Source organism: Rhizobium sp. AB2/73 (assembly GCF_020871915.1).
GTDB classification, from domain to species: Bacteria; Pseudomonadota; Alphaproteobacteria; order Rhizobiales; family Rhizobiaceae; genus Rhizobium; species Rhizobium dioscoreae.
On sequence record NZ_CP067071.1, the window covers coordinates 3245627 to 3269872 of the forward strand.

Annotated in this window: 22 protein-coding genes and 1 riboswitch; of the genes, 9 read left to right on the forward strand and 13 right to left on the reverse strand. The window is 59.9% G+C overall.

Annotated features, from left to right (window positions below):
- Nucleotides 1-172 precede the first annotated feature (172 nt).
- The 3 genes from I8E17_RS15940 to I8E17_RS15950 form a co-directional block, all read right to left on the reverse strand.
- Nucleotides 173-2002 carry an ABC-F family ATP-binding cassette domain-containing protein gene (locus I8E17_RS15940; RefSeq protein WP_113367197.1) on the reverse strand — a complete coding sequence of 610 codons (1830 nt, stop codon included), beginning with the start codon at nt 2000-2002 and terminating at the stop codon, nt 173-175.
- 2 nt (nt 2003-2004) lie between these two features.
- On the reverse strand, nt 2005-2658 hold the full coding sequence (locus I8E17_RS15945; protein WP_113331469.1) for a thiamine diphosphokinase: 654 nt from the start codon (nt 2656-2658) through the stop codon (nt 2005-2007).
- A gap of 72 nt (nt 2659-2730) precedes the next feature.
- Nucleotides 2731-3258 carry a MarR family winged helix-turn-helix transcriptional regulator gene (locus I8E17_RS15950; RefSeq protein ID WP_069611543.1) on the reverse strand — a complete coding sequence of 176 codons (528 nt, stop codon included), beginning with the start codon at nt 3256-3258 and terminating at the stop codon, nt 2731-2733.
- Between the two features lie 166 nt (nt 3259-3424).
- Between I8E17_RS15950 and I8E17_RS15955 the strand changes: the two genes are divergently transcribed.
- The 5 genes from I8E17_RS15955 (at nt 3425) to I8E17_RS15975 (ending at nt 10395) form a co-directional block, all read left to right on the forward strand.
- Nucleotides 3425-4960 carry an MDR family MFS transporter gene (locus I8E17_RS15955; protein WP_069611542.1) on the forward strand — a complete coding sequence of 512 codons (1536 nt, stop codon included), beginning with the start codon at nt 3425-3427 and terminating at the stop codon, nt 4958-4960.
- A 70-nt stretch (nt 4961-5030) separates the two neighbouring features.
- Nucleotides 5031-5147, forward strand: a riboswitch (TPP riboswitch).
- Between the two features lie 50 nt (nt 5148-5197).
- A complete protein-coding gene (gene thiB / locus I8E17_RS15960; protein WP_113367196.1) occupies nt 5198-6226 on the forward strand; it encodes a thiamine ABC transporter substrate binding subunit in 1029 nt (342 codons plus the stop codon).
- A gap of 10 nt (nt 6227-6236) precedes the next feature.
- Nucleotides 6237-7874 (forward strand): thiamine/thiamine pyrophosphate ABC transporter permease ThiP, encoded by a 1638-nt coding sequence (gene thiP / locus I8E17_RS15965; RefSeq protein ID WP_113367230.1) that lies wholly within the window; start codon nt 6237-6239, stop codon nt 7872-7874.
- Nucleotides 7867-8595, forward strand: coding sequence for an ATP-binding cassette domain-containing protein (locus I8E17_RS15970; RefSeq protein WP_113367195.1), 729 nt, complete (start codon nt 7867-7869; stop codon nt 8593-8595). The genes thiP and I8E17_RS15970 overlap by 8 nt, the downstream gene beginning before the upstream one ends.
- Nucleotides 8596-8970: 375 nt before the next feature.
- Nucleotides 8971-10395 carry a M48 family metalloprotease gene (locus I8E17_RS15975; RefSeq protein ID WP_229002121.1) on the forward strand — a complete coding sequence of 475 codons (1425 nt, stop codon included), beginning with the start codon at nt 8971-8973 and terminating at the stop codon, nt 10393-10395.
- A gap of 28 nt (nt 10396-10423) precedes the next feature.
- On the opposite strand, the gene I8E17_RS15980 is transcribed toward I8E17_RS15975, so the two are convergent.
- The 5 genes from I8E17_RS15980 to I8E17_RS16000 all read right to left on the reverse strand — a co-directional run bounded on the left by I8E17_RS15980 (nt 10424) and on the right by I8E17_RS16000 (nt 16737).
- The gene (locus tag I8E17_RS15980) at nt 10424-11287 is read right to left on the reverse strand and encodes an RNA polymerase factor sigma-32 (protein ID WP_069611539.1); all 864 of its coding nucleotides are present in this window, start codon (nt 11285-11287) and stop codon (nt 10424-10426) included.
- A 409-nt stretch (nt 11288-11696) separates the two neighbouring features.
- Entirely contained in the window at nt 11697-12269 is a 573-nt protein-coding gene (locus I8E17_RS15985) for a CarD family transcriptional regulator (RefSeq protein ID WP_069611538.1), read from the reverse strand.
- A gap of 399 nt (nt 12270-12668) precedes the next feature.
- Nucleotides 12669-13007: a ferredoxin FdxA gene (gene fdxA, locus I8E17_RS15990; protein WP_069611537.1), complete on the reverse strand. Its 339-nt coding sequence runs from the start codon at nt 13005-13007 to the stop codon at nt 12669-12671.
- A gap of 196 nt (nt 13008-13203) precedes the next feature.
- Nucleotides 13204-13608 carry an RNA-binding S4 domain-containing protein gene (locus I8E17_RS15995; RefSeq protein WP_113367193.1) on the reverse strand — a complete coding sequence of 135 codons (405 nt, stop codon included), beginning with the start codon at nt 13606-13608 and terminating at the stop codon, nt 13204-13206.
- A gap of 3 nt (nt 13609-13611) precedes the next feature.
- The gene (locus tag I8E17_RS16000; protein WP_083258126.1) at nt 13612-16737 is read right to left on the reverse strand and encodes a helicase-related protein; all 3126 of its coding nucleotides are present in this window, start codon (nt 16735-16737) and stop codon (nt 13612-13614) included.
- A gap of 1268 nt (nt 16738-18005) precedes the next feature.
- Here I8E17_RS16000 and I8E17_RS16005 point away from each other — a divergent pair.
- The 3 genes from I8E17_RS16005 to I8E17_RS16015 all read left to right on the forward strand — a co-directional run bounded on the left by I8E17_RS16005 (nt 18006) and on the right by I8E17_RS16015 (nt 18783).
- Nucleotides 18006-18161, forward strand: coding sequence for a DUF3309 family protein (locus tag I8E17_RS16005; protein ID WP_069611648.1), 156 nt, complete (start codon nt 18006-18008; stop codon nt 18159-18161).
- Between the two features lie 46 nt (nt 18162-18207).
- Complete coding sequence (locus tag I8E17_RS16010) at nt 18208-18462, forward strand: YMGG-like glycine zipper-containing protein (protein ID WP_069611534.1); 255 nt, start codon at nt 18208-18210, stop codon at nt 18460-18462.
- Between the two features lie 147 nt (nt 18463-18609).
- A complete protein-coding gene (locus I8E17_RS16015; protein WP_176727992.1) occupies nt 18610-18783 on the forward strand; it encodes a hypothetical protein in 174 nt (57 codons plus the stop codon).
- 254 nt (nt 18784-19037) lie between these two features.
- Here I8E17_RS16015 and I8E17_RS16020 read toward each other — a convergent pair whose 3' ends face one another.
- Nucleotides 19038-19763 (reverse strand): beta-ketoacyl-ACP reductase, encoded by a 726-nt coding sequence (locus I8E17_RS16020; protein ID WP_069611533.1) that lies wholly within the window; start codon nt 19761-19763, stop codon nt 19038-19040.
- Nucleotides 19764-19927: 164 nt separating this feature from the next.
- Nucleotides 19928-21109, reverse strand: coding sequence for an acetyl-CoA C-acetyltransferase (locus tag I8E17_RS16025; protein WP_113367192.1), 1182 nt, complete (start codon nt 21107-21109; stop codon nt 19928-19930).
- A gap of 241 nt (nt 21110-21350) precedes the next feature.
- On the opposite strand from I8E17_RS16025, the gene phaR reads away from it, so the two are divergent.
- On the forward strand, nt 21351-21923 hold the full coding sequence (phaR, locus tag I8E17_RS16030) for a polyhydroxyalkanoate synthesis repressor PhaR (protein ID WP_113367191.1): 573 nt from the start codon (nt 21351-21353) through the stop codon (nt 21921-21923).
- Nucleotides 21924-22275: 352 nt separating this feature from the next.
- Here the strand turns inward: phaR and rpmF are convergent, their stop codons facing one another.
- The 3 genes from rpmF to mtgA all read right to left on the reverse strand — a co-directional run bounded on the left by rpmF (nt 22276) and on the right by mtgA (nt 24120).
- Complete coding sequence (gene rpmF, locus I8E17_RS16035; RefSeq protein WP_003543812.1) at nt 22276-22461, reverse strand: 50S ribosomal protein L32; 186 nt, start codon at nt 22459-22461, stop codon at nt 22276-22278.
- A gap of 172 nt (nt 22462-22633) precedes the next feature.
- A complete protein-coding gene (locus I8E17_RS16040; RefSeq protein ID WP_113367228.1) occupies nt 22634-23281 on the reverse strand; it encodes a glutathione S-transferase family protein in 648 nt (215 codons plus the stop codon).
- A 128-nt stretch (nt 23282-23409) separates the two neighbouring features.
- Nucleotides 23410-24120, reverse strand: a complete 711-nt coding sequence (gene mtgA / locus I8E17_RS16045; protein ID WP_229002122.1) for a monofunctional biosynthetic peptidoglycan transglycosylase — start codon at nt 24118-24120, stop codon at nt 23410-23412.
- Nucleotides 24121-24246: the final 126 nt, after the last annotated feature.

Sequence of the window (24246 nt, forward strand, 5' to 3'; positions counted from 1 at the left end):
CCACGGGCCGCGCCGGCCCGGGGGTATCAACCGGAGCGTGGTCCGGCAACATGCGTTTATGTATAAACGGTTTATCGGATTCGACAACAGGGAATGAACCGGCCGCGACCGAGCGCAACCGATTGTTTTTACTGCATAGTAAAGACGCGCATAGGATGAGCGGATATGGGCCTTAGCCCTCCAGCTCCTCGCGCAGCATTTCGAGTTCCAGCCATTCCTCTTCCATCCTGGTCAGGCTCTCGCGCAGCTTTTCCATCTCCGCGGCAAGACGGTTGAACGTTGCGGCATCCTTGGAAAAGAGGTTCGGATCGGCCATCTTCTTCTCGCGCGCGGCAATCTCGGCCTCCACCTTCGCCATTTCCTTCGGCAGGTTTTCGAGCGCGAATTTCTGCTTGTAGGAAAGCTTGGCTTTGCCCTTCGAAGCCTCGGAAGCCGGCGCCGAAGCTTCGGTCGATTTCGGCTTTTCGGCCGCCTTTTCAGCCCGCCTGCGTTCCTCGATCGCTCCCTTGCGCTGGGCGAGCATGTCGGAATAGCCGCCGGCATATTCGATCCAGCGCCCATCGGGTTCTTCCGGATCGGCAGGCGCGATCGTCGAGGTCACAGTGCGGTCGAGAAAATCGCGATCGTGGCTGACGAGGATGACCGTACCGGCAAAACCGGACACGATTTCCTGCAGCAGATCGAGCGTCTCGATATCGAGATCGTTCGTCGGTTCGTCGAGGATCAGGAGATTGGTCGGCCGCGACAGGATGCGCGCCAGCATCAGCCGGGCGCGCTCGCCGCCGGAGAGGTTCTTGATCGGCGTGCGCGCCTGCTCCGGCTGGAAGAGGAATTCCTTCATGTAGCCGGTCACATGCCGCTGCTCGCCATTAACGAGCAGGTTCTCGCCGCGGCCATCGGTCAGATAGTTGGCGAGCGTATCTTCCGGGTTCAGCTCCTCGCGCTTCTGGTCGAGCGTCGCGATCTCCAGATTGGTGCCGAGCTTCACCGTGCCGCTATCAGGCTCGAGCTGACCCGTCAGCATCTTCAGAAGCGTCGTCTTGCCGGCGCCGTTCGGGCCGACGAGACCGATGCAATCGCCGCGATGCACACGGATCGAAAAGGGCGCGACAATGACCCGCTCATTATAAGCCTTGGTGATCTTGTCCGCCTCGATCACCAGCTTGCCGCTTTCCTGCGCATCGGAAGCAGCCGCCTGTACGGTGCCCAAAGCACCTCTATGGCCGCGGTAGCGCGAACGCATGTCCTGCAGCTCGCCGAGACGGCGCATGTTGCGCTTGCGCCGCGCGGTCACGCCGTAGCGCAACCAGTGCTCCTCGCGCTCGATCTGCTTGCCGAGCTTGTGCTGCTCCAGCTCCTCGGCTTCCAGTACCTGATCGCGCCAGGCCTCGAAATGGGCAAATCCCTTATCCAGCCGGCGCGAGGTGCCGCGATCCAGCCAGACGGTCGCGGTCGAAACCTTCTCCAGGAAACGCCGGTCGTGCGAGATCAGCACGAGCGCGCTGCGGCTCTTCTGCAATTCGCCTTCCAGCCATTCGATGGTCGGCAGGTCCAAATGGTTCGTCGGCTCGTCGAGCAGCAGAATATCCGGCTCCGGCGCCAGAACACGGGCAAGCGCCGCACGGCGTGCTTCCCCGCCGGAGAGATTTTTCGGATCTTCCTCGCCGGTCAGGCCGAGATGCGAAAGGAGGTAAGTGACGCGATAGGGATCATCACCAGGCCCGAGGCCGGCTTCGGCATAGGCGGCGACTGTCTTGTAACCGGCAAAATCCGGTGCCTGCTCGAGATAGCGCACGGTCGACGACGGATGACGGAAGACTTCGCCCGATTGCGCCTCGACAAGACCAGCGGCGATCTTCAGGAGCGTCGACTTGCCGGAACCATTGCGTCCGACAAGGCAGATCTTGTCACCCGGCTCCACCTGCAGGCCGGCACCGGCGAGCAAGGGCGCACCGCCAAAGCTCAGGAAGATGTCGTCGAGTTTCAGAATGGGAGGGGCCAAGATCAGACTCCGGAAAGGTCATAAGGGCGGGCAAGAACGATGGCCCTGCCGCTGCCGAGCGAAAAGCGCACGTCGCCTTCCGCCACATTGGAAATGGTGCGCGACGCGCCGAAGGGCAAATGAAAATCGTGCAGGGGGTAACGGGCATTCTCGATGAAGAGACCCGTCAGGTCGCTGAATCCGAGGACTGAAAACAGCGAGCCAGCCGGCAGCGCCAGCGTGAGTTCACCCGGCGGAAGCGGCACCGCCTCCTCGTCACCGGAGGTCAGCAAGATATCGAAGCCCTTTTCGGCCAGATGCACGCCGTAAAGCAGGTGCTGGATCGCGTGATCCGACCGCTCGCCACCCATGGCACCAGCAAGGATCAGCCTCGTGGCACCGCGATCGATCGCTTCCGAAACGGCGATCTCGCCATCAGTCGCTGCCTTCGCCGCCGGATAGGGTTGCCTGGGGACATTCGGAAAGGCTCCCTGCAGATCGGCAGGCGTGGAATCGAAATCGCCGACCCACAGCTCCGGCTCCGCCCCGAGCGCGAGCGCATGGCGCATGCCGCCATCGGCCGCAATGAAACGACTGCCGGAAACGGCATCGCGCAATCGCTCCGTCAGGCGAAGCTCGCCGCCAAGCAGGATGGTGAAGGTGGTGGACTGGCTCATGAGGCAAGCCCATAGCGCAAAGTCGTATCCCTAGGGAAGAGCGCCATGCTCAAGAACAACCGCGACAACCGCTCAGTCGTCCGTTTCCTTGATGCGCGCCTGGAAAACCCGCTCGTAGCCGCTGACGTAGCGGTCGAACAGCAGCGAGAAATTCTCGATTTCCTCCGGCGTCCAATCGGCGAAGATGCTGCCGATGACGGAATATTTCTGCGCCTGGATCTCCGACAGCAATCGCTGCCCGAGCGCGGTCAACACCACCACGATACGCCGTGCGTCCGCTTGCGATGCCTTGCGCCGCAATACGCCACGCGTCACCATGTCGGCAACGATGCGGCTCGCCCGCGACGGATCGATGCGCAGCATCTCGGCAATCGTCCCGACGGTGACTTCGCCCGTCTCTTCCGCCCGCCGCACGACATCGAGCACGTCGAGATGAGACAGCTCAAGTCCCGGTGCGACGCTCTGGATGGCAAGCCTGCCGATCATGCGGCGGCCCGTCAGCAGACGCATGCGCGTCATCGCATGGCCGATACGCAGGAGATTCTCGTCGTCGGTCAGGGCTCGGGCTTCAATTTCACGTGTATTCGTCGCAGATGTCATCTTTCCACCATATCAGAGGCGGTAAAGAAATAAAACATGCAAACAGCATCCACCTGTTGTTGACATTTATATGCTAATGGCACATATATCTCAACTATGAAAACCGGGCGTCCCGCGCATTCGATCGACCGCGCAACGTTTCGGCCAAGTTCGGATTTCCTGCCCCATGGACATGCAGACAAGCTTCACGCCGCTCGTGGCGGATCATAAGCGGCGGCTTATTCTTTTCCTGTTTCTGATGACCGCCATGTTCATGGCAACGCTGGATAACCAGATCGTCTCGACGGCACTGCCGACGATCGTCGGCGAATTCGGGCATCTGGAGCGCTTCGGCTGGATCGGATCGGCCTATCTTCTTTCGCTCTCCGCCGTCATGCCCGTCTACGGCAAGCTCGGCGATCTCTTCGGCCGCAAATATGTGATGATGACGGCCATCGCGATCTTTACGATCGGCTCCGCCGTCTGCGGCCTTGCCGTCTCGATGGATACGCTGATCGCCGCCCGCGTCCTTCAAGGCCTCGGCGGCGGTGGCATCCTCGTGTCGATCTTCGCCGTCAACGCCGACCTCTTCGAGCCGCGGGAACGCGCCCGCTACCAGAGCTATTCGAGCCTCGTGCTCATGGCTTCCGGCGCCATCGGCCCCGTTCTCGGCGGCACGATGAGCGATCTCTTCGGCTGGCGTTCGATCTTCCTCGTCAACGTGCCGATCGGCTTTATCGTTCTGGCCGGCCTTGCCACCATGCTTCCCTATCGCAAACCGGCCCGGCGCCCGAAGATCGACTATGCCGGCGCAATCGTTCTTGCGCTGACGACGACCAGCATCGTGCTTGCCGCCGACGGTACCGAGCTTTTCGGATCGCTGCTGTCGCCGCAATGCCTCGGAATCATCGCCTTCGGCGTGATCTGCGCCACCGCCTGGGTCTTTATCGAGCGCCGCGCACCGGAGCCCATCGTGCCGATGACGCTGTTCCGCAACCCGACATTCGGCCTTCTGCTGATCATCTCGATCACCAGCGGCGCCGTTGCCATCGGCATGGTCAATTATTTCGCGCTCTTCCTGCAGACGACGACGGGCCTTTCGCCCTCCATGGCCGGGCTGCTGTTCATTCTCCTGACCGGCGGCATCGTCTGCGGTTCGCTATCGGCCGGCCGGCTGATTGCCGCGAGAGGGCGCTACAAGCCCTTCGCCGTCGCAAGTGCCGCCTGCAGCGCCATCGCATTCGGTTCGCTGGCCTTCCTGCCTGCCGGTACGCCCATCGTGGTCATCGGCGGCCTGATGCTGCTGCACGGCATCGGCATCGGCCTTGCGCAGCAGGTGCCCGTTATCGGCGTGCAGAATGCAGCCGCGTCCCGTGACGTCGGTGCGGCAACGGGTGCCGTCACGCTATCGCGCATGGGCGGCGCCTCCATCGCCATCTCCATCTACGGCGCCATCATCGCCGCCAAACTCGGCAATGTCGGTATCTCCATATCAGGCGTATCCGATATCGAGCAGCTGACACCGAAGATGATGGCGGCTTTGCCGGAAGCAACCCGCGAGGCGGTCGCCAATGCCTATGCGAGCGCCTTCAGCCCGCTGTTCGTGACCGCCGCCGGCATCTGCCTCCTCGGCCTTTTGACCGCGCTGACGCTGAAGAACGTGCAGCTTCCGGGGGCGACAAAGAAATTCGAAAACCCGGCGGTCGCGGAGGCTGCCGAGTAAACCGTTCGTGCTGCAATCGTCAAGGGCATCATTTCCCTTGTCATCCCTTCGTCACAAGGCTAAATCTGCCCATGCTCTAACGGGGTGCCTTATGTCCTTCGGACATTTCGGCTGAGAGGCTTTCACCGGCCAACCCGCGGAACCTGATCCGGCTAACACCGGCGGAGGGATTAGACGCGTGACGAAATCATAGCGCCCTTTTCCCCTTCAAGACGAAACCAAAAAGGAGGCGCTGTCATGCAACACCGTTCGCTATTGTCATTCTTCGCAGGCCTGGCCTTTGCCGCCGGAACGTCGTTTTTTGCTGCTCAGACGGCCGAAGCAGCCGACAAGACCCTGACCATCTACACCTATGAAAGCTTCACCGCCGACTGGGGTCCGGGCGCCAGGGTCAAGGCCGCTTTCGAGAAGACCTGCGGCTGCACGGTCAATTACGTCGCCGTCACCGATGGCGTGGCGCTTCTCTCGCGTCTGAAGCTGGAAGGGACGGGCACCAAGGCCGATGTCGTTCTCGGCCTCGACACCAATCTCATCGATGAAGCGAAGGATACCGGCCTCTTCGATGCCAGCGGCGTCGACACCTCGGCCCTCAAGGTTCCCGGCGGTTTCAAGGACAATGTTTTCGTGCCTTACGACTACGGCCATTTCGCCGTGATCTATGACAGCCAGACGGTCAAGAATCCCCCCAAGAGCATGAAGGATCTCGTCGAGGGCGATCCCAGTCAGAAGATCGTCATCGAGGATCCGCGCACCTCAACGCCGGGTCTCGGCCTGCTGCTCTGGGTCAAGTCGATCTACGGCGACAAGGCCGCCGATGCTTGGACAAAGCTCAAGGGCCGCATTCTGACTGTCACCCCCGGCTGGTCGGAGGCCTATGATCTCTTCACAAAGGGCGAAGCGCCGATGGTGCTCTCCTATACGACGTCGCCGGCCTATCACATGATCGAGGACAAGACGGATCGCTACCAGGCCGCCGCCTTCTCCGAAGGGCATTACGTCCAGATCGAGGTTGCCGGCCTCATCAAGTCTTCACCGAATAAGGACCTGGCTCGGGACTTCCTGAAGTTCATGATCTCCACAGGCTTCCAGGACATCATCCCGACAAGCAATTGGATGATGCCGGTTTCAGCCACTTCGGAGCCGCTGCCGGACGCCTTCAACAAGCTCGTGGTGCCGTCGAAGACTTTCCTGATGAGCCCCGCCGATGTCGACAAGAACCGCAAGGCCTGGATCGACGAATGGCTGGCCGCCACCAGCGGCGACTGATGCTTTGACGATACTCACGGCACCAGAGCGAAAACGCGCCATTTCCGGTGGGGCAGTCAGCCTCGTCGGCATCGTGTTCTTCGTCGGGATCGCCGTGCTCGTCCTGCTTGCCGCCGGCATCGAATCCGGCGGCACCAATCCCCTGGCAGACCCCTACTTGCTGCGCGTTCTGCGTTTCACCTTGCTGCAGGCGGTGCTTTCGACGCTGCTCTCCGTTATGCTCGCCATTCCGGTCGCGCGCGCATTGGCGCGCCAGCCGAGCTTTCCCGGCCGGCTTTGGCTCATCCGGCTGATGGCCGTGCCGATGGGCCTGCCCGTGCTGATCGGCGCGCTCGGCCTGCTCGGCATTTGGGGCCGGCAGGGACTCATCAATCAGGCGCTATCGGCACTCGGCCTCTCACAGCCGGTCAGCATTTACGGCCTTGCCGGCATCCTGCTTGCCCATGTCTTCTTCAATATGCCACTCGCCTGCCGGCTGATGCTTGCCGGGCTGGAGCGCGTGCCGGCGGAATATTGGCTTGTGGCCGGCGGGCTCGGCATGCGGCCCGCCTCGGTCTTCCGCTTCATCGAATGGCCAATCCTGCGTGGCCTCATTCCCGGCATCGCAGGGCTGATCTTCATGCTCTGCGCCACCAGCTTCACGCTGGTCCTGATCCTCGGCGGCGGCCCGGCCGCGACGACGCTGGAGGTGGCGATCTATCAGGCGCTGCGCTTCGATTTCGATCCCGGCCGCGCCGTCATGTTGTCGCTTCTGCAAATCGTCGTCACTCTCGTCATCCTCGGCGCCATGACATTGTTTCGTGCACCTGACGATCATGGCCTCACCAGCGGCCGCGCCCTGCGGCGCATCGATGGGCAGGGAATGGCTGCGCGATTCGGCGATGCTGCGTTGCTGCTGGCCGCTACGCTCTTTCTCGGCATGCCCCTCGCTTCGATCGTCGTGACCGGTCTGGAAGCAAATCTTCTGAAGCTTGCCGCCCAGCCGATCTTCCTGCAGGCGGCATTCACGAGTCTTGCAATCGCGCTTGCCGCCGGACTTCTCGCCGTCCTGATATCCTTTGCGATCATTCGCGCCCGCTCAGTAATATCGGCGGATCGCCGTAAGACATTCAGCCTCCGCGGCCTGGCAATCGTGCTGAGCGGAAGCTCTTCACTCATCCTGCTGGTCCCACCCATCGTGCTGGCGACCGGCTGGTTCCTGGCACTCCGGCCCTTGGGCGACCCGAGCCGCTTTGCGGCCATCCTGATCGTCGTCATCAACGCACTGATGGCGCTGCCCTTCGTCATCCGTGTCATCGAGCCAGCCTATGCGGTCCATGTCCGTCGCACCGAACGGCTGGCGGCAAGCCTCGGCCTTCGCGGCATTTCCCGCCTTCGTCTCATCGATTGGCCCGGCCTGCGCAAGCCGCTCTTCACTGCCCTCTCCTTTGCCATGGCGCTGTCGCTGGGCGATCTCGGCGCCGTGGCTCTCTTCGGCTCGGACAGCCTGATGACCCTGCCCTGGCTGGTCTACAGCAAGCTCGGCAGCTACCGCACCAATGATGCCGATGGATATGCCTTGATCCTTGGCCTGGTATGTCTTCTCCTGACCATTGCCGGCACGGCCGGCCAGGGTGCACGCGATGACGAAAGCAGGCGACATGGCTGACGGCCACGACATGAAGGAACAGGGCATCGTCATGGCCGGCGTCGAGCTGCGCCTCGGCACCCATGATTTTCGCTTCGACTGTGATTTGCCACAGGGCAAGATCATCGCCGTCGCCGGGCCGTCGGGATCAGGAAAATCGACCTTCCTCAATTTGCTAGCCGGCTTCGAACCGCTGGATCGAGGCCGCGTTCTGCTTGCCGGACAGGACGTAACCGGCCTGCCCCCCGCTGAACGGCCCGTGTCGCTCGTCTTCCAGGACAACAACCTCTTTGCTCATCTCGATCTCTTCACCAATGTCGGCCTCGGCATCAGCCCGTCATTGAAGCTTTCGAAGGAGGACCGGCAAAGGGTCTCGAAAGCTCTGGCGCGCGTCGGACTGCCTAACTTCGAAACGCGCAAACCGGGGACACTCTCCGGCGGCGAACGGCAGCGCGCCGCCTTCGCAAGGGCGCTCGTGCGCGACAAGCCGATCCTTTTGCTCGACGAACCCTTCGCCGCTCTCGATCCCGGCCTGCGCTCCGGCATGGTCGAACTCCTGAAAACCCTGCATCGCGAAACCTGCAACACGGTGCTGATTGTCTCGCATGATCCGACCGAAGTACGGCGCCTCGCCGACCACGCCGTCTTCATCGATGGCGGCACGATCAAGCTCGCCGCGCCCCTCGAAATTTTTCTGGAGGCAGACGGCATTCCGGCGTTGACCACATTTCTGCAACATTGATTGCGTCGCAGCATCTTGCTGCCGGTTTTGCCTTAATTTCGTCTAGCGAAGCGGCTGAAAGTCCTCGGAAATGCTTGCTAAAATACAACGCTGCCACATTTAAACGGAGTCTCGCTATGCAACCGGTGCCAAAATCGGCTACAGCAAGGGGTGGAGACCGTCCGGGTAAATGCGGATCGATGGGGGCGGAAGTAACCTTTGTCGGCGCACGATGATCGGCCCGGTAAGGATCAACCGGATTTGGCGCCGAGCCGGCATGACAGCGAAATGAGTAGGATGCAGGTCCTGAAGCAGAGCAAGCGAGCACAACGAAGGATCGATGCGACCGTCGCAGCCCGTTTGCGCCGCTTTGTCCCCGTCCTTACGGCCGCGGCAATGTTGAACGGCTGCCAGACGGTGCTGGATCAATCCTACCAGCCGAGCGTTTCTCCCTCCGCCAATCCGCAGATCGTTTCTGAAGTGCAGAAGAACGATCCTCGCGCGCAGATGGGCGCTCGCGAACATCCGCGTATCCTCGCAAGCTATGGCGGCGAATATAAGGACGCCAAGACCGAGCGGCTCGTCGCCCGCATCGCCGGCGCGCTGACCAGCGTGTCGGAAAATCCTCAGCAGTCCTACCGCATCACCATTCTCAATTCTCCCTCGATCAACGCCTTCGCGCTGCCGGGTGGCTATCTCTATGTGACACGCGGCCTGTTGGCGCTCGCCAACGACGCTTCAGAAGTCGCTGCCGTGCTGGCGCATGAAATGGCGCACGTCACCGCCAACCACGGCATCGAAAGACAGAAACGCGAGGAAGCCGAAGTCATCGCCAGCCGCGTCGTTTCGGAAGTCCTGTCGAGCGATCTGGCCGGCAAGCAGGCGCTTGCCCGCGGCAAGCTGCGCCTTGCCGCCTTCTCGCGCCAGCAGGAACTGCAGGCCGACGAGATTGGCATCCGCACGCTCGGCCAAGCCGGCTACGATCCTTATGCCGCCGCTCGCTTCCTGAACGCGATGGAAGACTACAGCCGCTTCATGTCGGCCAATTCCGACGTCGACCAGAGCCTGGACTTCCTTTCGAGCCACCCGAGCACGCCGCAGCGCATCGACCTTGCCAAGGCGCATGCCCGCGAATTCGGCGAGGAAGGCAAGGTCGGCGACATCGGCCGCGATTATTATCTCAACGGCATCGATGGATTGCTCTATGGCGACAGCCCCGAGGAAGGCTATGTGCGCGGCCAGACCTTCCTGCATGGCGGCCTTGGCATCCGCTTCGACGTGCCGCCCGACTTCCGCATCGACAACAAGGTCGAAGCCGTCATGGCGACTGGCCCAGGCGATATCGCCATCCGTTTCGATGGCGTTGCCGATACCCAGAGCCAGAATCTGACGAACTATATTTCCAGCGGCTGGGTCACGGGCCTCGATCCCAATTCGATTCAGTCGATCACGGTCAATGGCATGCCGGCCGCGACAGCGCGCGCCTCCGCCGATCGCTGGGATTTCGATGTGACTGTCATCCGCGACCGCACGCAAATCTTCCGTTTCCTGACGGCAGTGCCGAAAGGAAATATCGCCCAGCTCGATCAGACCGCCAATGTCCTGCGCGCGAGCTTCCGGCATATGACGCCGGAGGAGGCGGCCTCGCTGAAGCCGTTGCGCGTGCGTGTCGTCACCGTCAAGCCTGGCGACACTATCACCACGCTCGCTGCCCGCATGATGGGCACCGATCGCAAGCTCGACCTGTTCAAACTGATCAATGCCCTACCAACCGGGGCGACGATTGTGCCGGGCGATAGGGTCAAAATTATCTCGGAATAGATCGCTCCCAGCCGGGAGAAGATCTGCCTCAGGCGTAGCTTGCCATGCGCGGGTCCGCATCGACAAGCGCATTGCGGAGCTTGTCCATGGCGCGGCTTTCGATCTGCCGCACGCGCTCCTTTGAAATACCGAGGTCGGCGCCGAGCTCTTCGAGCGTCGCACCATCTTCGACTAGGCGGCGCGCCCGGATGATCTTCATTTCGCGCTCGTTGAGATGCTTCAGAGCTGATGCCAGCCAGACACGACGGCGCTCGCCATCGATCATATCGGAGACCTGCTCGTCGGGAAGCGGTTCGTCGCTGATCAGGAAATCGATGCGTTCGGCGCTTTCGGAATCGCCCGAGATGGAGGGTGCCTGCAGTGAGGTATCGCTGCTGGAAAGACGCGCATCCATCGTCTGCACATCCGCGAGGCTGACGCCGAGCGTGACGGCGATTTCCTCGTGGATGGACTGGACGGTGACGTTGGAATTGCTGCGGGCAAGCTTGGCGCGCAAGCGGCGTAGATTGAAGAACAGCGCTTTCTGGGCGGAGCTCGTGCCGCCGCGTACGATCGACCAGTTACGCAGGATATAATCCTGGATCGAAGCGCGGATCCACCAGCTTGCATAGGTGGAGAAGCGAACTTCGCGCTCCGGTTCGAAGCGGGCGGCCGCTTCCAGCAGTCCGACATAGCCTTCCTGCACCAGATCGCTCATCGGCAGCCCGAAATTGCGAAATTTCCCCGCCATGGAAATGACGAGGCGCATATGGGCGGTTGCGATCTGATTGCGGGCACCGCGATCGTCGTGGTCTTTCCAGCGTATGGCGAGATCGTGTTCTTCGTCGCGATCGAGATAGGGAGCAGCCATCGCAACTTTGATCATGCGCCGATCTGCAGACATATTCGTCATATGCATCTCCTGGGTTTCGCCCTCAAATCGTCTCTATGCCGCGGTCGACGAAAAGGGCAGCAAGCATCGTTTCCGAACATCGCTGCTCGGATGGAAATCAATGAATGAAATTGCGAATTGGAAATCGATTATCCGGATCGCCGGATCATCGATGACTAATCTAGTTCGATCTCATCGAACGGGTCTGCCAATTTAATCATCTTCAGATCGCCTGGGAGCTTCGAGTGAAAACGCATAGGCCGGTCCTCGTGAATGTCTACAATACGGCCTGTATGGAACCCCTTCTCCACAGGAGAGCACCCACACCGACCGCCAACACGAGGCTTAAACGCGGCAGAACGGAAAAGGTTCCAAAGAAAAAAACCCGGCACGAAGGCCGGGTTTTTGAAGCAATGGTGGCGTCTTGGCCTTATGCGGCTTCGTCCTGCGAGTCGTCGTCGTCGACGACCTTGCCGCGCTTCGGGCCTTTGTTCAAATTGGTTTCGACAAGGCGAACGGCTTCGGTTTCCGACATCTTGTTGACGGCGGCAATTTCGCGCGCCATGCGATCAAGAGCAGCTTCGTAAAGCTGGCGCTCCGAATAAGATTGCTCCGGCTGGTTCTCGGCACGATAGAGATCGCGAACGACCTCCGCGATCGAGATCAGATCGCCGGAATTGATCTTGGCATCGTATTCCTGCGCGCGGCGCGACCACATGGTGCGCTTTACGCGGGCCTTGCCCTGCACGACCTTCAATGCACGCTCGACGAAATCCGTCTCGGAAAGCTTGCGCATGCCGATGCTCATGGCCTTGGCCACCGGCACCTTCAGGCGCATCTTGTCTTTCTCGAAGTCGATTACGAACAGCTCGAGCTTCATGCCTGCGACTTCTTGTTCTTCGATCGCAGTGATCGTACCGACGCCATGGGCCGGATAAACGATCGCTTCACCAGTCTTGAAGCCGTGGCGTGCTGCTGAAGGTTTTTTCTGCTGGGTCGTCATTCTTTTCAAAAACTCCCTGTTACGCGCCCCGTGAGGGCCGGGGTGCCGGGTCAGTCAGGCCCGGATGAGACGGACGTACCGTCGGGTCACTTCATCCTGGTCCAGCCAGACTTATGCAAACAGAAACCCGTCCATCGCGATCCGGGACCCGACAACACAATACGTTGATATGTCAAGGAAACCGCGTACGGATTGCTGATTTGCTTTCGTGATGGTTTTGGGCATGCGAAATGCCGCAGTGGATCAGTATGAGGAACCTATCACAAAAATCTGAGGAAATCAATAATTTGCTGCACGCGCGCCAAAATGGCCACGTTGACCGACCAGCGGCCCAACGGCAATGATTCGCTTTCCGCAATATCGACTACACCTTTATCGACGGTCTGTCACGACCTTCGATCAGTCACCCGCGCCGGGGTTGGCCGAGAAATATTTCTCGAATTTACCCTGCTCGCCGTCCATTTCCTTGGCTTCCGGCATCGGGTCGCGCTTGACGGTGATGTTCGGCCAGATGGCGGCGTATTCCGCATTGACCTTCAGCCACTTGTCGAGACCCGGCTCCGTATCGGGCTTAATCGCCTCGGCAGGACATTCCGGCTCGCAGACACCGCAATCGATGCATTCGTCGGGATGGATGACGAGGAAGTTCTCGCCTTCGTAGAAGCAGTCGACGGGGCAGACTTCCACGCAGTCGGTATATTTGCAGCGGATGCAATTGTCGGTCACGACATATGTCATGAAGCACTCCAGGAATGTCTCTAGTTCCCGCGGATGCGCAACCTGGAACGTCGCACCTTTCCACGGAGCCGAACGGACGTGACGCACAAGCGCGCCGTCCGGCGGGTTACCGGCAGGTTGATCGTGAGGTATCCACTTTGTCAGCCAATTTCAAGGACAAACAATCTTGAAAACCGTCTGCGACAGGCAGAGTTTTCTAATCGTCGTCGGCGGTGAGGCGGTCGATTGCGCGCCGATCTCGTTTCGTGGGTCTGCCGCTACCCGGTGCTCGCAACGCCTGCTCGAACGGGGTGAGACGTTTTGTCTCATCCGGCGGCGGCGTCAGATCTTCGTAAAGCAGCCTGGCTTCCTCGAATGGCCCCCTGCGTTGGCCGGCCGACCGCACCATCAATACGATATCGCGCCGCTCGAGCGAGAGTTCGATACGGTCGCCTGCCTTGACGCCGAAGCTCGATTGGGCGATCCGCTCGCCATTCACCCTGACGCTGCCGTTTTGCACGTAGAGCTGCGCCAATGAGCGGGATTTCACCATGCGGGCAAAGAACAGCCATTTATCGATGCGCTGGCGCGAACCGGAAAATGGCTGTTTCTCGTCCGTCATGGCCTATTTCTTCATCTGCTCCTTGAGGGCAGCGAGCTTGGCGAAAGGAGAATCCGGATCGATCGGCTTTTCCTTGCGCGGCGGCTTGGCTTCGAAGCGTAGCGGCTGCGATGCGCCGCGATTGTTGCGATCATTCCGGTCGCCACGTTCCTGACGATCGCCCCGTTCGCCACGGTTGCCCTGATGCTGGGGACGGCCGCCTTCGCGATTGCCGCGCGGCCCCTTATCGCCGCCACGAGCTTCACGATTGTCGCGTCCGTCGCGACGATCACGACCGCCTTCACCGGCGGCTTGCTCGCCGCCACGGCGATTGCCCTGGTGACCACGGCCCTCGCCCTGCTGGCCGCGACGATCGCCATGGCCACGGCCACCCTGACGCTGCTGATTGTCGTTACGACCACCCAGACGCCAAAGCAGAACCGGCTTAGGCTCGGCTGCTTCCGCGGCAACAGCACCAGCTTCGGTAGCCTCGGCGGCCTCAGTCGCTACGGCAACCGGTTCAGCCGAGACATCCGCAGCCGGAGCTGCTTCCTGGGTGACAGCTTCCGTTTCCTTAGCCGGCTCGTCACTCGCAGCATCGGCATCGTCATGGTCGGCCTTTTCAGCAACGGCGTCCGCGGCCGGCGCCGCTGGTGCCGCAGCCGCATCCTGCTGGGCGAGGAAAGCCACAGCCTCCTCCGCCTTTACCGAATCGGCGCGATAACCGAGACCCTTGAGGATTTCTTCCATATCCTCGAGCGTTGCGCCGAGAATGGAGAGCATTGCGGTCGTCGTGGTGAAACGACGGCCGTCATAGGCGCCGTCAGGGCGCGAAGCCTGGCCGGGCTTCCACTGCAGTAGCGGACGAATAAGGTCCGCCAGGCGCTCCAGAATGTCGATGCGCACCGCGCGCTTGCCGAGGAACCGGAAGCCGGCGAGCTTGTAGAACATGCGCTCATAGCCTGGATCGGTGACGACCGAGGTGCGGCCGGCAGCGAGAACCGGTATCAGATCGCCATAGCCGGGCTTATCCAAGCCATCATTCTTCAACGCCCAAAGCAGCGTGATGAGCTCGGCCGGAGCCGGCTTCAGCAAGGCGGGCACGAAAATATGGTAGGCGCCAAAACGAACGCCATAGCGGCGCATGGAGGCGCGTCCATCCTGATCCAGCGACTTCACTTCCTCAGTGACATCCCGGCGGAAGAGAACGCCGAGATTTTCCACCAGCTGGAAGGCCAGTCCCTTGGCAAGACCCTGCAGATCCTCAGCACGCTGCAAATCGTCGAGCGGCTTCAGGATCGTGCTGATGTGGTGGTTCACGAAGCGCTCGATACGCGCGGCGACATGATCGCGCGCATTGCCCGTCAGCTGCTCGTCGGCGAGCAGGATGACGCGCGGACGCATGACATGATCGCTTCCCGACAGACGTGCCACAGGATCGCCGAGCCAGCGCACGAGGCCATCGGCACTGATCGCGAGATCGCCGTTGCCGGCCGCATGCAGACGTGCGGCACGTGCCTCGAATTCCAGCGCCAGCGCCTTCTGCGAGGCCGTCTGGACAGCCTTGGCATCGGGCCCCTCGGTCCCTGCGATAGGCGTGAACCGGAATCCGGTCAACTGTCCCACATGATGTCCCTCAACGAAGACATCTCCATTCACACTGATTTCAGCTTCCAGCATCGCATTCTCTCTCAGGCGCTTCATGAGCACAGATGTCCTGCGATCAACAAAGCGTTTCGTCAACCTCTCATGTAACGCGTCGGACAATCGATCTTCGATTTCCCGCGTCTTTTCTTGCCAGTGTGTCGGATCGGCAAGCCAGCCGGGCCGGTTCGACACATAGGTCCAAGTCCTTATCTGCGCGATTCGCGCCGAAAGCGTGTCGATCTCACCGTCAGTCCGATCGGCGCGGTGCACCTGTTCGGCCAGGAAATCCTCTTTCACCGTGCCATAGCGCACGAGATCGGAAAAGAGGGCGGCAATGAGATCGGCGTGCTGGGCAGGCGTGATGCGCCGATAGTCGGGAAGCGCACAGGCCTCCCATAATTTCTCAACCCGAGCCGGGTTGCTGGCAAGATCGACTATCTCCAGATCGCGTGACAGATATTCCAACGCCTGCTGGTCTACCGCAGGCAGCGCCCGCGTCAAGCCCTGCACGCGAGGCGCGTCTTCCAAACTTGCGCGCAACGCCGCGATCGAAGCGAAATCCAGATCCTTGCTGCGCCATTGCAGCACCTTGACCATATCGAATTCGTGTCCCTCAATCCGACGCACGAGTTCGTCGTCGAAGGGATCGACCTGTCCCGTCACGCCAAAAGTGCCATCCTTGAGATGGCGGCCGGCGCGACCTGCGATCTGGCCGAGCTCGGCCGGATTAAGGTTGCGGAACTGATAGCCGTCGAACTTGCGGTCCTGGGCGAAGGCGACATGATCGACATCGAGGTTGAGCCCCATGCCGATCGCATCGGTCGCAACCAGATATTCGACATCGCCGGCCTGATAGAGGGCCACCTGCGCGTTGCGGGTGCGCGGGCTGAGCGCCCCGAGAACGACGGCCGCGCCACCGCGCTGACGGCGGATAAGCTCGGCGATCGCATAGACCTCGTCGGCGGAAAAGGCGACGATCGCCGTGCGCTGCGGCAGGCGCGTGATCTTCTTCTGCCCGGCGTAGAAGAGATGCGACAGCCTGGGTCGTTCGAGAACGGTAATTCCTGGCAGAAGCTGTTCGAGAATCGGCCGCATGGTGCCGGCACCAAGCAGCAGGGTTTCGTCGCGGCCGCGCAGATGCAGGATGCGGTCGGTGAAGATATGCCCGCGCTCCAGGTCACCGGCAAGCTGCACCTCGTCGATGGCGACGAAGGAAGCGCGCGTCTCGCGCGGCATAGCCTCGACGGTGCAGACCGAATAGCGCGCATTGGGCGGTGATATTTTTTCCTCGCCGGTCACGAGCGCGACATTGTGTGCCCCGACCTTTTCGACAACGCGCGTATAGACCTCGCGGGCAAGCAGCCGCAGCGGCAGGCCGATCACGCCGCTGCCGTGTGCCACCATGCGCTCGATAGCATAATGGGTTTTGCCGGTATTGGTTGGTCCGAGCACCGCGGTTACGCCGCGTCCGCTCAGGATCATGGGCTGCGAAGTCTGAGTCATAGGTCCGTGCATGGGCGAGAAACTACCGTCTTCCGATCAGCATGTTCCTCCTGGAGGAAACGAACAGATGACGACCATATGTGACAAAGGCAAGACCCGAATGAAAAAACAGATACGACAACAATCGATTTCATCTTTGATCGCCTCAACCGTAAGCTACATTTCGGCTGCATCCCATGCGAGTCCCGGCGATTCCGGAACAGCTTGAGAACGAATCGGAGACGAATCGCTGACTCCACTGCGTTCCTTATTTGTTCACGACTACATATGGATTTCAATGAAAAGATTCACACCATATGCTGAATCTTGTTTACGCAACTTTTCCAGCGCAAAAGGAGTCAAGCGGAGAAAGCTCAGCCAGCGAAATTTCCCATCGCACTATGGTTAATGATCTGTAAATAATGAAGTTTCGCGTGAATCAAGGGATGGCGTTAACATCCGGGTCAAAGCCGGAACGAATCGGAGACGAATCGCAGATTCCTAGCGGTTCCGTTTCTGTTCTCCACAATATTTAGTGTTTCCCGGCCGCGGACATACCGGACTCTGAATGGTTGAGACCCGAATTCCGGCCGAATCAGCGATTGTGATTAACCTTTTAACGAGCTCAGCTATAACGAATCAGCAAATACACGCAAAAGCTGCAGCCATTAACACATCGATCAAAGCCGGAACGAATCGGTGACGAATCGCGGATAGGGGCAGGTATCGTATTTGTTCACGGCTACATATTGTATTTCGTCGGAACAGCATCGCGAAATAGCACTGCCATGAATAGACGAGCCTCCCACAAACCTGCCGCAAATTAAACAATCGCCTGGCGAGAACACCATCTATGCGGTTCACCCGGGCTCCGCTTCGCCCTCCAGCACCGTTGACGGCGTACCTGGAGGAGGCTCGCGGTTAACCCAAGTCCATATAGAGAACGAATCGCCGACGAATCACAGACATCGGGCCTTTCCCGTTTCGTTCACTACAAGCCATTGTATTTTAATCATATTTTAACCATACAAACGGATCTCCCATCGCTCCCGCAACGGCCATATGAGGTTGCCGCACGAACGTTTTCCTAAGAGCCCAGGCCCCTGCCTACTCGCATTTTTATTTCTTAGCCGGAACAATTATCGAGCACGCAAGTTTACATGGACAGAATTGAGGAACTCAGCCTGTTCCCTGGAAACAGATTTGAGCTGGAGCGCTGGAAGGATAACGCCGGATCGGAAAGCGATATTGGCGTTATATTCAAGCGATGGACATGGAGGAGACACATCATGCTTGGTACGGTATTGCTTGTGATACTGATTCTGCTGCTGATCGGCGCACTACCCAGCTGGGGTTACAGCCGGTCCTGGGGATATGGCCCATCGGGCGGTCTCGGGCTTGTTCTCGTCATTGTCCTCATTCTGTTATTAATGGGACGGATCTGATCCGCAGGTTATTGTTCAAACCTCGCAACACTAGGGAGCTAACACCATGAAGAAGATCATCGTCGCGATCGCCCTCCTCGGCGCATTGGCGTCGTGCACGGCAACGGAAAAAGGCACGGCCATCGGCGCCGGTACCGGCGCGCTGATCGGCGGCGTAGCCACGCATAGCTGGGGTGGCGCCGCTGTCGGCGCAGTCGCTGGCGGTGTAGTCGGCAATCTCATCGGACGCTCGGAAGATCGTCGCGGATATTGCATCTACCGCGACCGGTATGGTCACCGTTACGAAGCTCGCTGCCGCTAAAGCCGGCATCGCCTGACCGATCGTCCTTAACGACCGGTCAGGACCCGCTCTGGAACAAACTCACGGAACAACCGTTCCCTCGGGAAATCGTCTTCCCGCGCCATCAACCGCGGGAAGGGGGCAGTGTTTTGAGAAAGGAACGGCATCATGGCCGCAATCATCGCAAGCATTGCAGCACTCGTGCTCATCGGCACGACTTTCTACGCCCTCGCCAGCGCGGCAAGAGCACGCGGCAAGGAAAAGCAGCAGGTCGCACTTGAAGCCGTCGTTCTGGAATTCAAGCCACGGCAGCGACAGCAAGCAAATTCAAACCGGGGATGATTGCACGCGGGGACTGGGAACTCTTAATCCGCCTTTAGAGCCGGATGATTTTAGGTCGAGTCGGCCTAAAATCTAAATCCACTCTTGAATCTGAAGTAGGCGTGATGTCGTCCGAAAATCCTCTGATACTTTTCGGCATCTCGCTCCAAAACGGCCTGAAGCGGCTCAGCCTCCCGCAAGAGTTCCGAACCGCTTCATCTCATTGCCTTTACACAGCTTCGGGAAAAGCTGCCCTGCGCTTCTTCTGGAATTGCTTATACGAAGAGCTGGCCGCCATTGGCAGATATGGTCGATCCCGTGATGAAACCGGCATCGTCGCTGGCGAGGAAGACCGCGATACGGGCGATTTCCTCAGGCTCGCCGAGGCGCCCAACCGGGATTTGCGGGATGATGCGCTCGTTCAGCACTTTCTCCGGCACCGCCAGCACCATCTCCGTACCGATATAGCCAGGGCAAATCGCGTTCACCGTGATGTTCTTGGCGGCCCCTTCCTGGGCAAGCGCCTTGGTGAAGCCGAGATCGCCGGCCTTGGCGGCGGAATAGTTCGCCTGTCCCATCTGCCCCTTCTGACCGTTGATCGAAGAGATATTGATGACGCGGCCGAAGCTGCGGTCGCGCATGCCCTGCCAGACCTGATGCGTCATGTTGAAGAGGCCGGTGAGATTGGTGTTGATGACCTCATGCCACTGCTGCGGCGTCATCTTGTGGAACATGGCATCGCGGGTGATGCCGGCATTGTTGACCAGGATGTCGACATGGCCGAGATCATGCTCGACCTTGGCGATGCCCTTGCCACACGCCTCATAGTCGGTGACATCCCATTTGTGGACCGAGATACCCGTCACATCGTGGAAAGCCCGGGCCTTCTCATCATTGCCGGCATAGGTTGCCGCCACCTTGTAACCCGCATTGTGCAGCGCCATCGAAATGGCGGCTCCGATGCCACGCGTACCGCCGGTTACCAATGCCACTCTGCTCATGTGCCACTCCCCTTTTTTGCTGCGGAGGCGGGACGCCCGGAGCTCGGGTAGCCCGCTCCACTTTCGCCAATTCTTCTAGAAAATTCCTTTCAAGCCGCCTTAGAGCATGATGCCGAAAAGTGTCATGCGGCTCTCGGACGACATCATGCTCTACTTCTTTGATTTTAAAGCGCTTCGAAGCACATGGCGACGCCCATGCCGCCGCCGATGCACAGCGTGGCAAGCCCTTTGCGAGCGCCGCGGCGCTTCATTTCGAACAGCAGCGTATTGAGGACGCGTGCGCCCGAGGCGCCGATCGGATGGCCGATGGCGATCGCGCCGCCATTGACGTTGACGATCGACGTATCCCAGCCGAGGTCCTTGTTGACGGCGCAGGCCTGAGCGGCAAACGCCTCGTTGGCCTCGACAAGATCAAGGTCGGTGACGGACCAACCGGCCTTCTCCAGTGCCTTGCGGGAGGCCGGGATCGGTCCGGTCCCCATGATTTGCGGGTCGACGCCGGCCGTCGCCCAGGAGACGATGCGGGCCAGCGGCTGGATACCGCGGCGCGAGGCTTCCGCCTCGGTCATCAGCACGGCCGCTGCGGCGCCGTCGTTGAGACCGGAAGCATTGCCGGCGGTGACGGAGCCCTCCTTGTCGAAGGCCGGGCGCAGCTTCGCCATGGCCTCCATCGTCGCACCGTGACGGATATACTCATCGGCATCGACCGTGACGTCGCCCTTGCGCGTCTGGATCGTGAAAGGAACGATCTCGTCCTTGAAGCGGCCGGCCTTCTGCGCAGCTTCGGCCTTGTTTTGCGAGGCAACGGCGAACTGATCCTGCTCATCGCGCGAAAGCTGCCATTGGCGGGCGATATTTTCGGCCGTGATGCCCATGTGATAGCCGTAGAAGGCGTCCGTCAGGCCATCCTTGATCATGGTATCGATCATTTTCATGTCGCCCATCTTGGTGCCGGAGCGAAGGTTCGCGGCATGCGGCGCCATCGACATGGATTCCTGGCCGCCGGCGACGATGATCTTCGCGTCACCCGTTGCAATCTGCTGCAGGCCGAGCGCCACGGCACGCAGGCCGGAACCGCAAAGCTGGTTCACGCCCCATGCGGTCGCCTCCTGCGGAATGCCGGCTTTCATCGCGGCCTGGCGGGCCGGGTTTTGTCCTTCGCCAGCCTGAAGTACCTGGCCGAGGATCACTTCGTCGACTTCCTTGGCATCGACGCCGGCGCGCTCCAGCGCACCCTTGATCGCGGCCGCGCCGAGTTCATGCGCCGGAACGGTCGCGAAAGCACCGTTGAACGAACCGACAGCGGTGCGGGCAGCGCTGGCGACGACGATGGATGAACTGCTCATGGAAGCCTCCTCACAGAATAGACACGTATATGAGGCGAAACTGTCAAAGCTTTGCTTCCGAGTCAAACAGCAACAATTTTCATCGTGCAGATTTCACGAAGCTGTCACCGCCTTCAAAAAATCCAATCAAAGGAAAGGCCTTGCCGCATCGCACAAACCGATTGTCACCAAGCTTCTTTTGCGTCTACACTCCGGAGTGGAGGAATATTCCATACAATCAGACGGGGCCAGGAGACTGATAATGGCAAAAAATGAGGGCCAGATCGTAATCAAGAAATATGCCAATCGCCGCCTATACAATACCGGCACCAGCACCTATGTAACGCTGGACGACCTGGCGGAGATGGTGAAGAAGGGCGAGGAATTCATCGTCCAGGACGCCAAGAGTGGTGAAGATATTACGCATTCGGTCCTGACTCAGATTATTTTCGAACAGGAATCGAAGACCGGCAATACGCTGCTGCCGATTTCCTTCCTCCGCCAGCTGATCGGCTATTACGGCGATCAGATGCAGATGGTGGTCCCGAGCTTCCTCGAACACTCCATGCGCGCCTTTACCGAGCAGCAGACGCAAATGCGCGAACAGATCAGCCGCGCTTTCGGCGAAACGCCGCTTGGCAAGAACCTGCAACTGCCCATGCAGATGGTCGAGGAACAGGTCCGCCGCAACACCGAGATGTTCCAGCAGGCCATGCAGATGTTCTCGCCCTTCATGAAGCCGCCGGCCAAAGAAAGCCGCAAGGCCGAAGCCAAGGACATCGATGAATTGAAGGAACAGCTCCGCGCCATGCAGAACAAGCTGGATAGTTTGTGAGATAAGACGGCGCTGGAAAAGCGCCTGTGCGTTCATGGAGAGTTTTCACCCCCCTCTGTCACTTGGTGACATCTCCCCCACAAGGGGGAGATTGGTAATTCGCAGTACCTTCTCGCCACAAATCACAGGCGCATCTGCTGAAGCTGACCTATAAAGTTTATTCCAGGAAGAAGCGACATACTCCCAACGATCTCCCCCCTTGTGGGGGAGATGTCCCGACGGGACAGAGGCGGGTATCAGAGCTTCGACACACAAGCGGCCGCTTTGTCCCGCTATCGCATACCCCCGATCAAAACGAAAAAGGCCGGCGAACCGCCAGCCTTTTCATCCATGCCGTCAAGGCAGCGCTGGATTATGCGCTTTCCTTCGGCGTCAGAACCTGACGGCCGCGATACATGCCGGTCTTCAGGTCGATGTGGTGCGGACGACGCAGTTCGCCGGAGTTCTTGTCTTCGACGTAGGTCGGAGCCTTCAGGGCGTCAGCAGAGCGGCGCATACCGCGCTTGGACGGGCTCGTTTTTCTCTTCGGTACAGCCATTCTCGTTACTCCATGTACGGACGAAACATGTCCACGGCCAGCAAGGCGGCCGAAACAGACATGCATCAATTTCGGAAATTGGGCGGGCTTATACATGGCTTGCCGGGCTTTGACCAGTCCCTAATAGCATTTTTTGCCCGCCGCGCCAGATTCGCGGATATTCGAGGCCGAATCAGTCCTCATCCTCCGGCACGGTCCATGTTTCTTGCAATGCCGCTTCCTCCCATTTTTGCCAGGCAGGCAGCGCCTTCATAACAGCCATATAGTCCCGCGTATCCGCCGCAACCGCAATGTCATACCGCTCCAAGCGGCTGACGACGGGGGCAAACATGGCATCCGCGCCAGAAAAGCTCCCGAACAGGAAAGGTCCGCCTGAAAAGGCTCGCGCCTCGCGCCAGATGGTCTCGATGCGCGCTACATCCGTCATCACCGCATCTGGCAGCTCGCGGCGTGCAATCGGACGGCGCATATTCATCGGGCAACTGTTGCGCAGGGCACTGAAGCCCGAAATCATCTCCATGCTGTAGGATCGCGCCAATGCACGTGCCTGGCGATCCCTCGGCAGAAGCCCGGCATCCGGGAAAAGCTCGGCCGCATATTCGATGATGGCGAAGGATTCCCATACCTTGAAGCCACCGTGAACCAGCATCGGCACCTTGCCCGTTGGCGACACCTCACGAATGCGCGGATTTCCACCTGGAAAATCGAAGGGTATCAGCACCTCTTCAAAAGGAATGCCGCACCCTTCAAGAGCAAGCCACGGTCGAAAAGACCAGGACGAATAGTTCTTGTTGCCGATATAGAGAGTGAGCTCGTCCACGATCATTGTTTCCTTTTCAGCGCCGGAATCCGAAGGGAAAGAATTCTTTGAAATGATTCAAACCCGCCCTTACGTCACGGCCAAGGATGCCAGATGACGACAAGCCGATCGAACGACAAGTTCTGATATCAGTCATAAAGGCATTTGATATATGCGTCGGCATTGCGCGCGCGGCGCTGGATGAGCGAGGCGAGTTGGCTGAGGCCTCGTCCCGGCTTGCTTGCAACCCGATCGATCGGGTTGGGAAGCGAGACGGCAAGAAGCGCCGCCTGACGTGCCGTGAGCTTGGAGGCCGGCACCTTGAAATGATAGCGTGCCGCCGCCTCGATGCCGTAAATGCCCGGCCCCCATTCGGCAACATTCAGATAGATTTCCATCATCCGGCGTTTCGACCACACGGCCGAGGCGGAGACCGCCAAAGGCAATTCCAGCGCCTTGCGCACGAAGGAGCGGCCGTTCCATAGAAACAGGTTCTTCACCGTCTGCATCGGGATCGTGCTGCCGCCGCGGGTGGATTTGCCGCTCAGCGTCTCCTCGACGAGAACCCGCATCTCCCCCCAATCGACGCCGCCGTGAAAGCAGAACTGCCCGTCCTCCGAGACCATGACGGATTTCACCAGCACCGGCGCGATTTTCTCCAGCGGGACCCAGCGGCGGTCATATCCCTGAAAGGTGACGGCGTCGCCTATCATCAGGGTGGAGACGGGATGGATGAACGGCAGCAGGTAGAAGACGATGAAGACATAAGGGAGCAGCAAAAAGCCGATCAGGACGAGGACGATGCGCTGCCAGAACGGACGATCCCTGAAGCGCGCCAACAGGGAGGAGCGTTGCGGCACCTCGGCTTCCTCCTCCTCACTGTCCGTCGATATGTCCAAATGCCTGACGTCCACGATCGCTCCATCCCGGCACGCCTTGATGTATCCGGGAAACGCTCTGATGCTGCATTCGTCATACCGTCTACG

Coding starts and splice junctions, on each gene's coding strand:
- thiB (WP_113367196.1), top strand. CDS start 5,198: ATGCAACACCGTTCGCTATTGTCATTCTTCGCAGGCCTGGCCTTTGCC.
- fdxA (WP_069611537.1), bottom strand. CDS start 13,007: ATGACATATGTCGTGACCGACAATTGCATCCGCTGCAAATATACCGAC.
- I8E17_RS15950 (WP_069611543.1), bottom strand. CDS start 3,258: ATGACATCTGCGACGAATACACGTGAAATTGAAGCCCGAGCCCTGACC.
- I8E17_RS15945 (WP_113331469.1), bottom strand. CDS start 2,658: ATGAGCCAGTCCACCACCTTCACCATCCTGCTTGGCGGCGAGCTTCGC.
- I8E17_RS16025 (WP_113367192.1), bottom strand. CDS start 21,109: ATGAGCAGTTCATCCATCGTCGTCGCCAGCGCTGCCCGCACCGCTGTC.
- I8E17_RS15995 (WP_113367193.1), bottom strand. CDS start 13,608: ATGACGGACGAGAAACAGCCATTTTCCGGTTCGCGCCAGCGCATCGAT.
- rpmF (WP_003543812.1), bottom strand. CDS start 22,461: ATGGCTGTACCGAAGAGAAAAACGAGCCCGTCCAAGCGCGGTATGCGC.
- I8E17_RS15955 (WP_069611542.1), top strand. CDS start 3,425: ATGGACATGCAGACAAGCTTCACGCCGCTCGTGGCGGATCATAAGCGG.
- I8E17_RS16000 (WP_083258126.1), bottom strand. CDS start 16,737: ATGACTCAGACTTCGCAGCCCATGATCCTGAGCGGACGCGGCGTAACC.
- I8E17_RS15970 (WP_113367195.1), top strand. CDS start 7,867: ATGGCTGACGGCCACGACATGAAGGAACAGGGCATCGTCATGGCCGGC.
- I8E17_RS15980 (WP_069611539.1), bottom strand. CDS start 11,287: ATGACGAATATGTCTGCAGATCGGCGCATGATCAAAGTTGCGATGGCT.
- I8E17_RS16010 (WP_069611534.1), top strand. CDS start 18,208: ATGAAGAAGATCATCGTCGCGATCGCCCTCCTCGGCGCATTGGCGTCG.
- I8E17_RS16015 (WP_176727992.1), top strand. CDS start 18,610: ATGGCCGCAATCATCGCAAGCATTGCAGCACTCGTGCTCATCGGCACG.
- phaR (WP_113367191.1), top strand. CDS start 21,351: ATGGCAAAAAATGAGGGCCAGATCGTAATCAAGAAATATGCCAATCGC.
- I8E17_RS15975 (WP_229002121.1), top strand. CDS start 8,971: ATGTTGAACGGCTGCCAGACGGTGCTGGATCAATCCTACCAGCCGAGC.
- I8E17_RS16020 (WP_069611533.1), bottom strand. CDS start 19,763: ATGAGCAGAGTGGCATTGGTAACCGGCGGTACGCGTGGCATCGGAGCC.
- I8E17_RS15985 (WP_069611538.1), bottom strand. CDS start 12,269: ATGACGACCCAGCAGAAAAAACCTTCAGCAGCACGCCACGGCTTCAAG.
- I8E17_RS16005 (WP_069611648.1), top strand. CDS start 18,006: ATGCTTGGTACGGTATTGCTTGTGATACTGATTCTGCTGCTGATCGGC.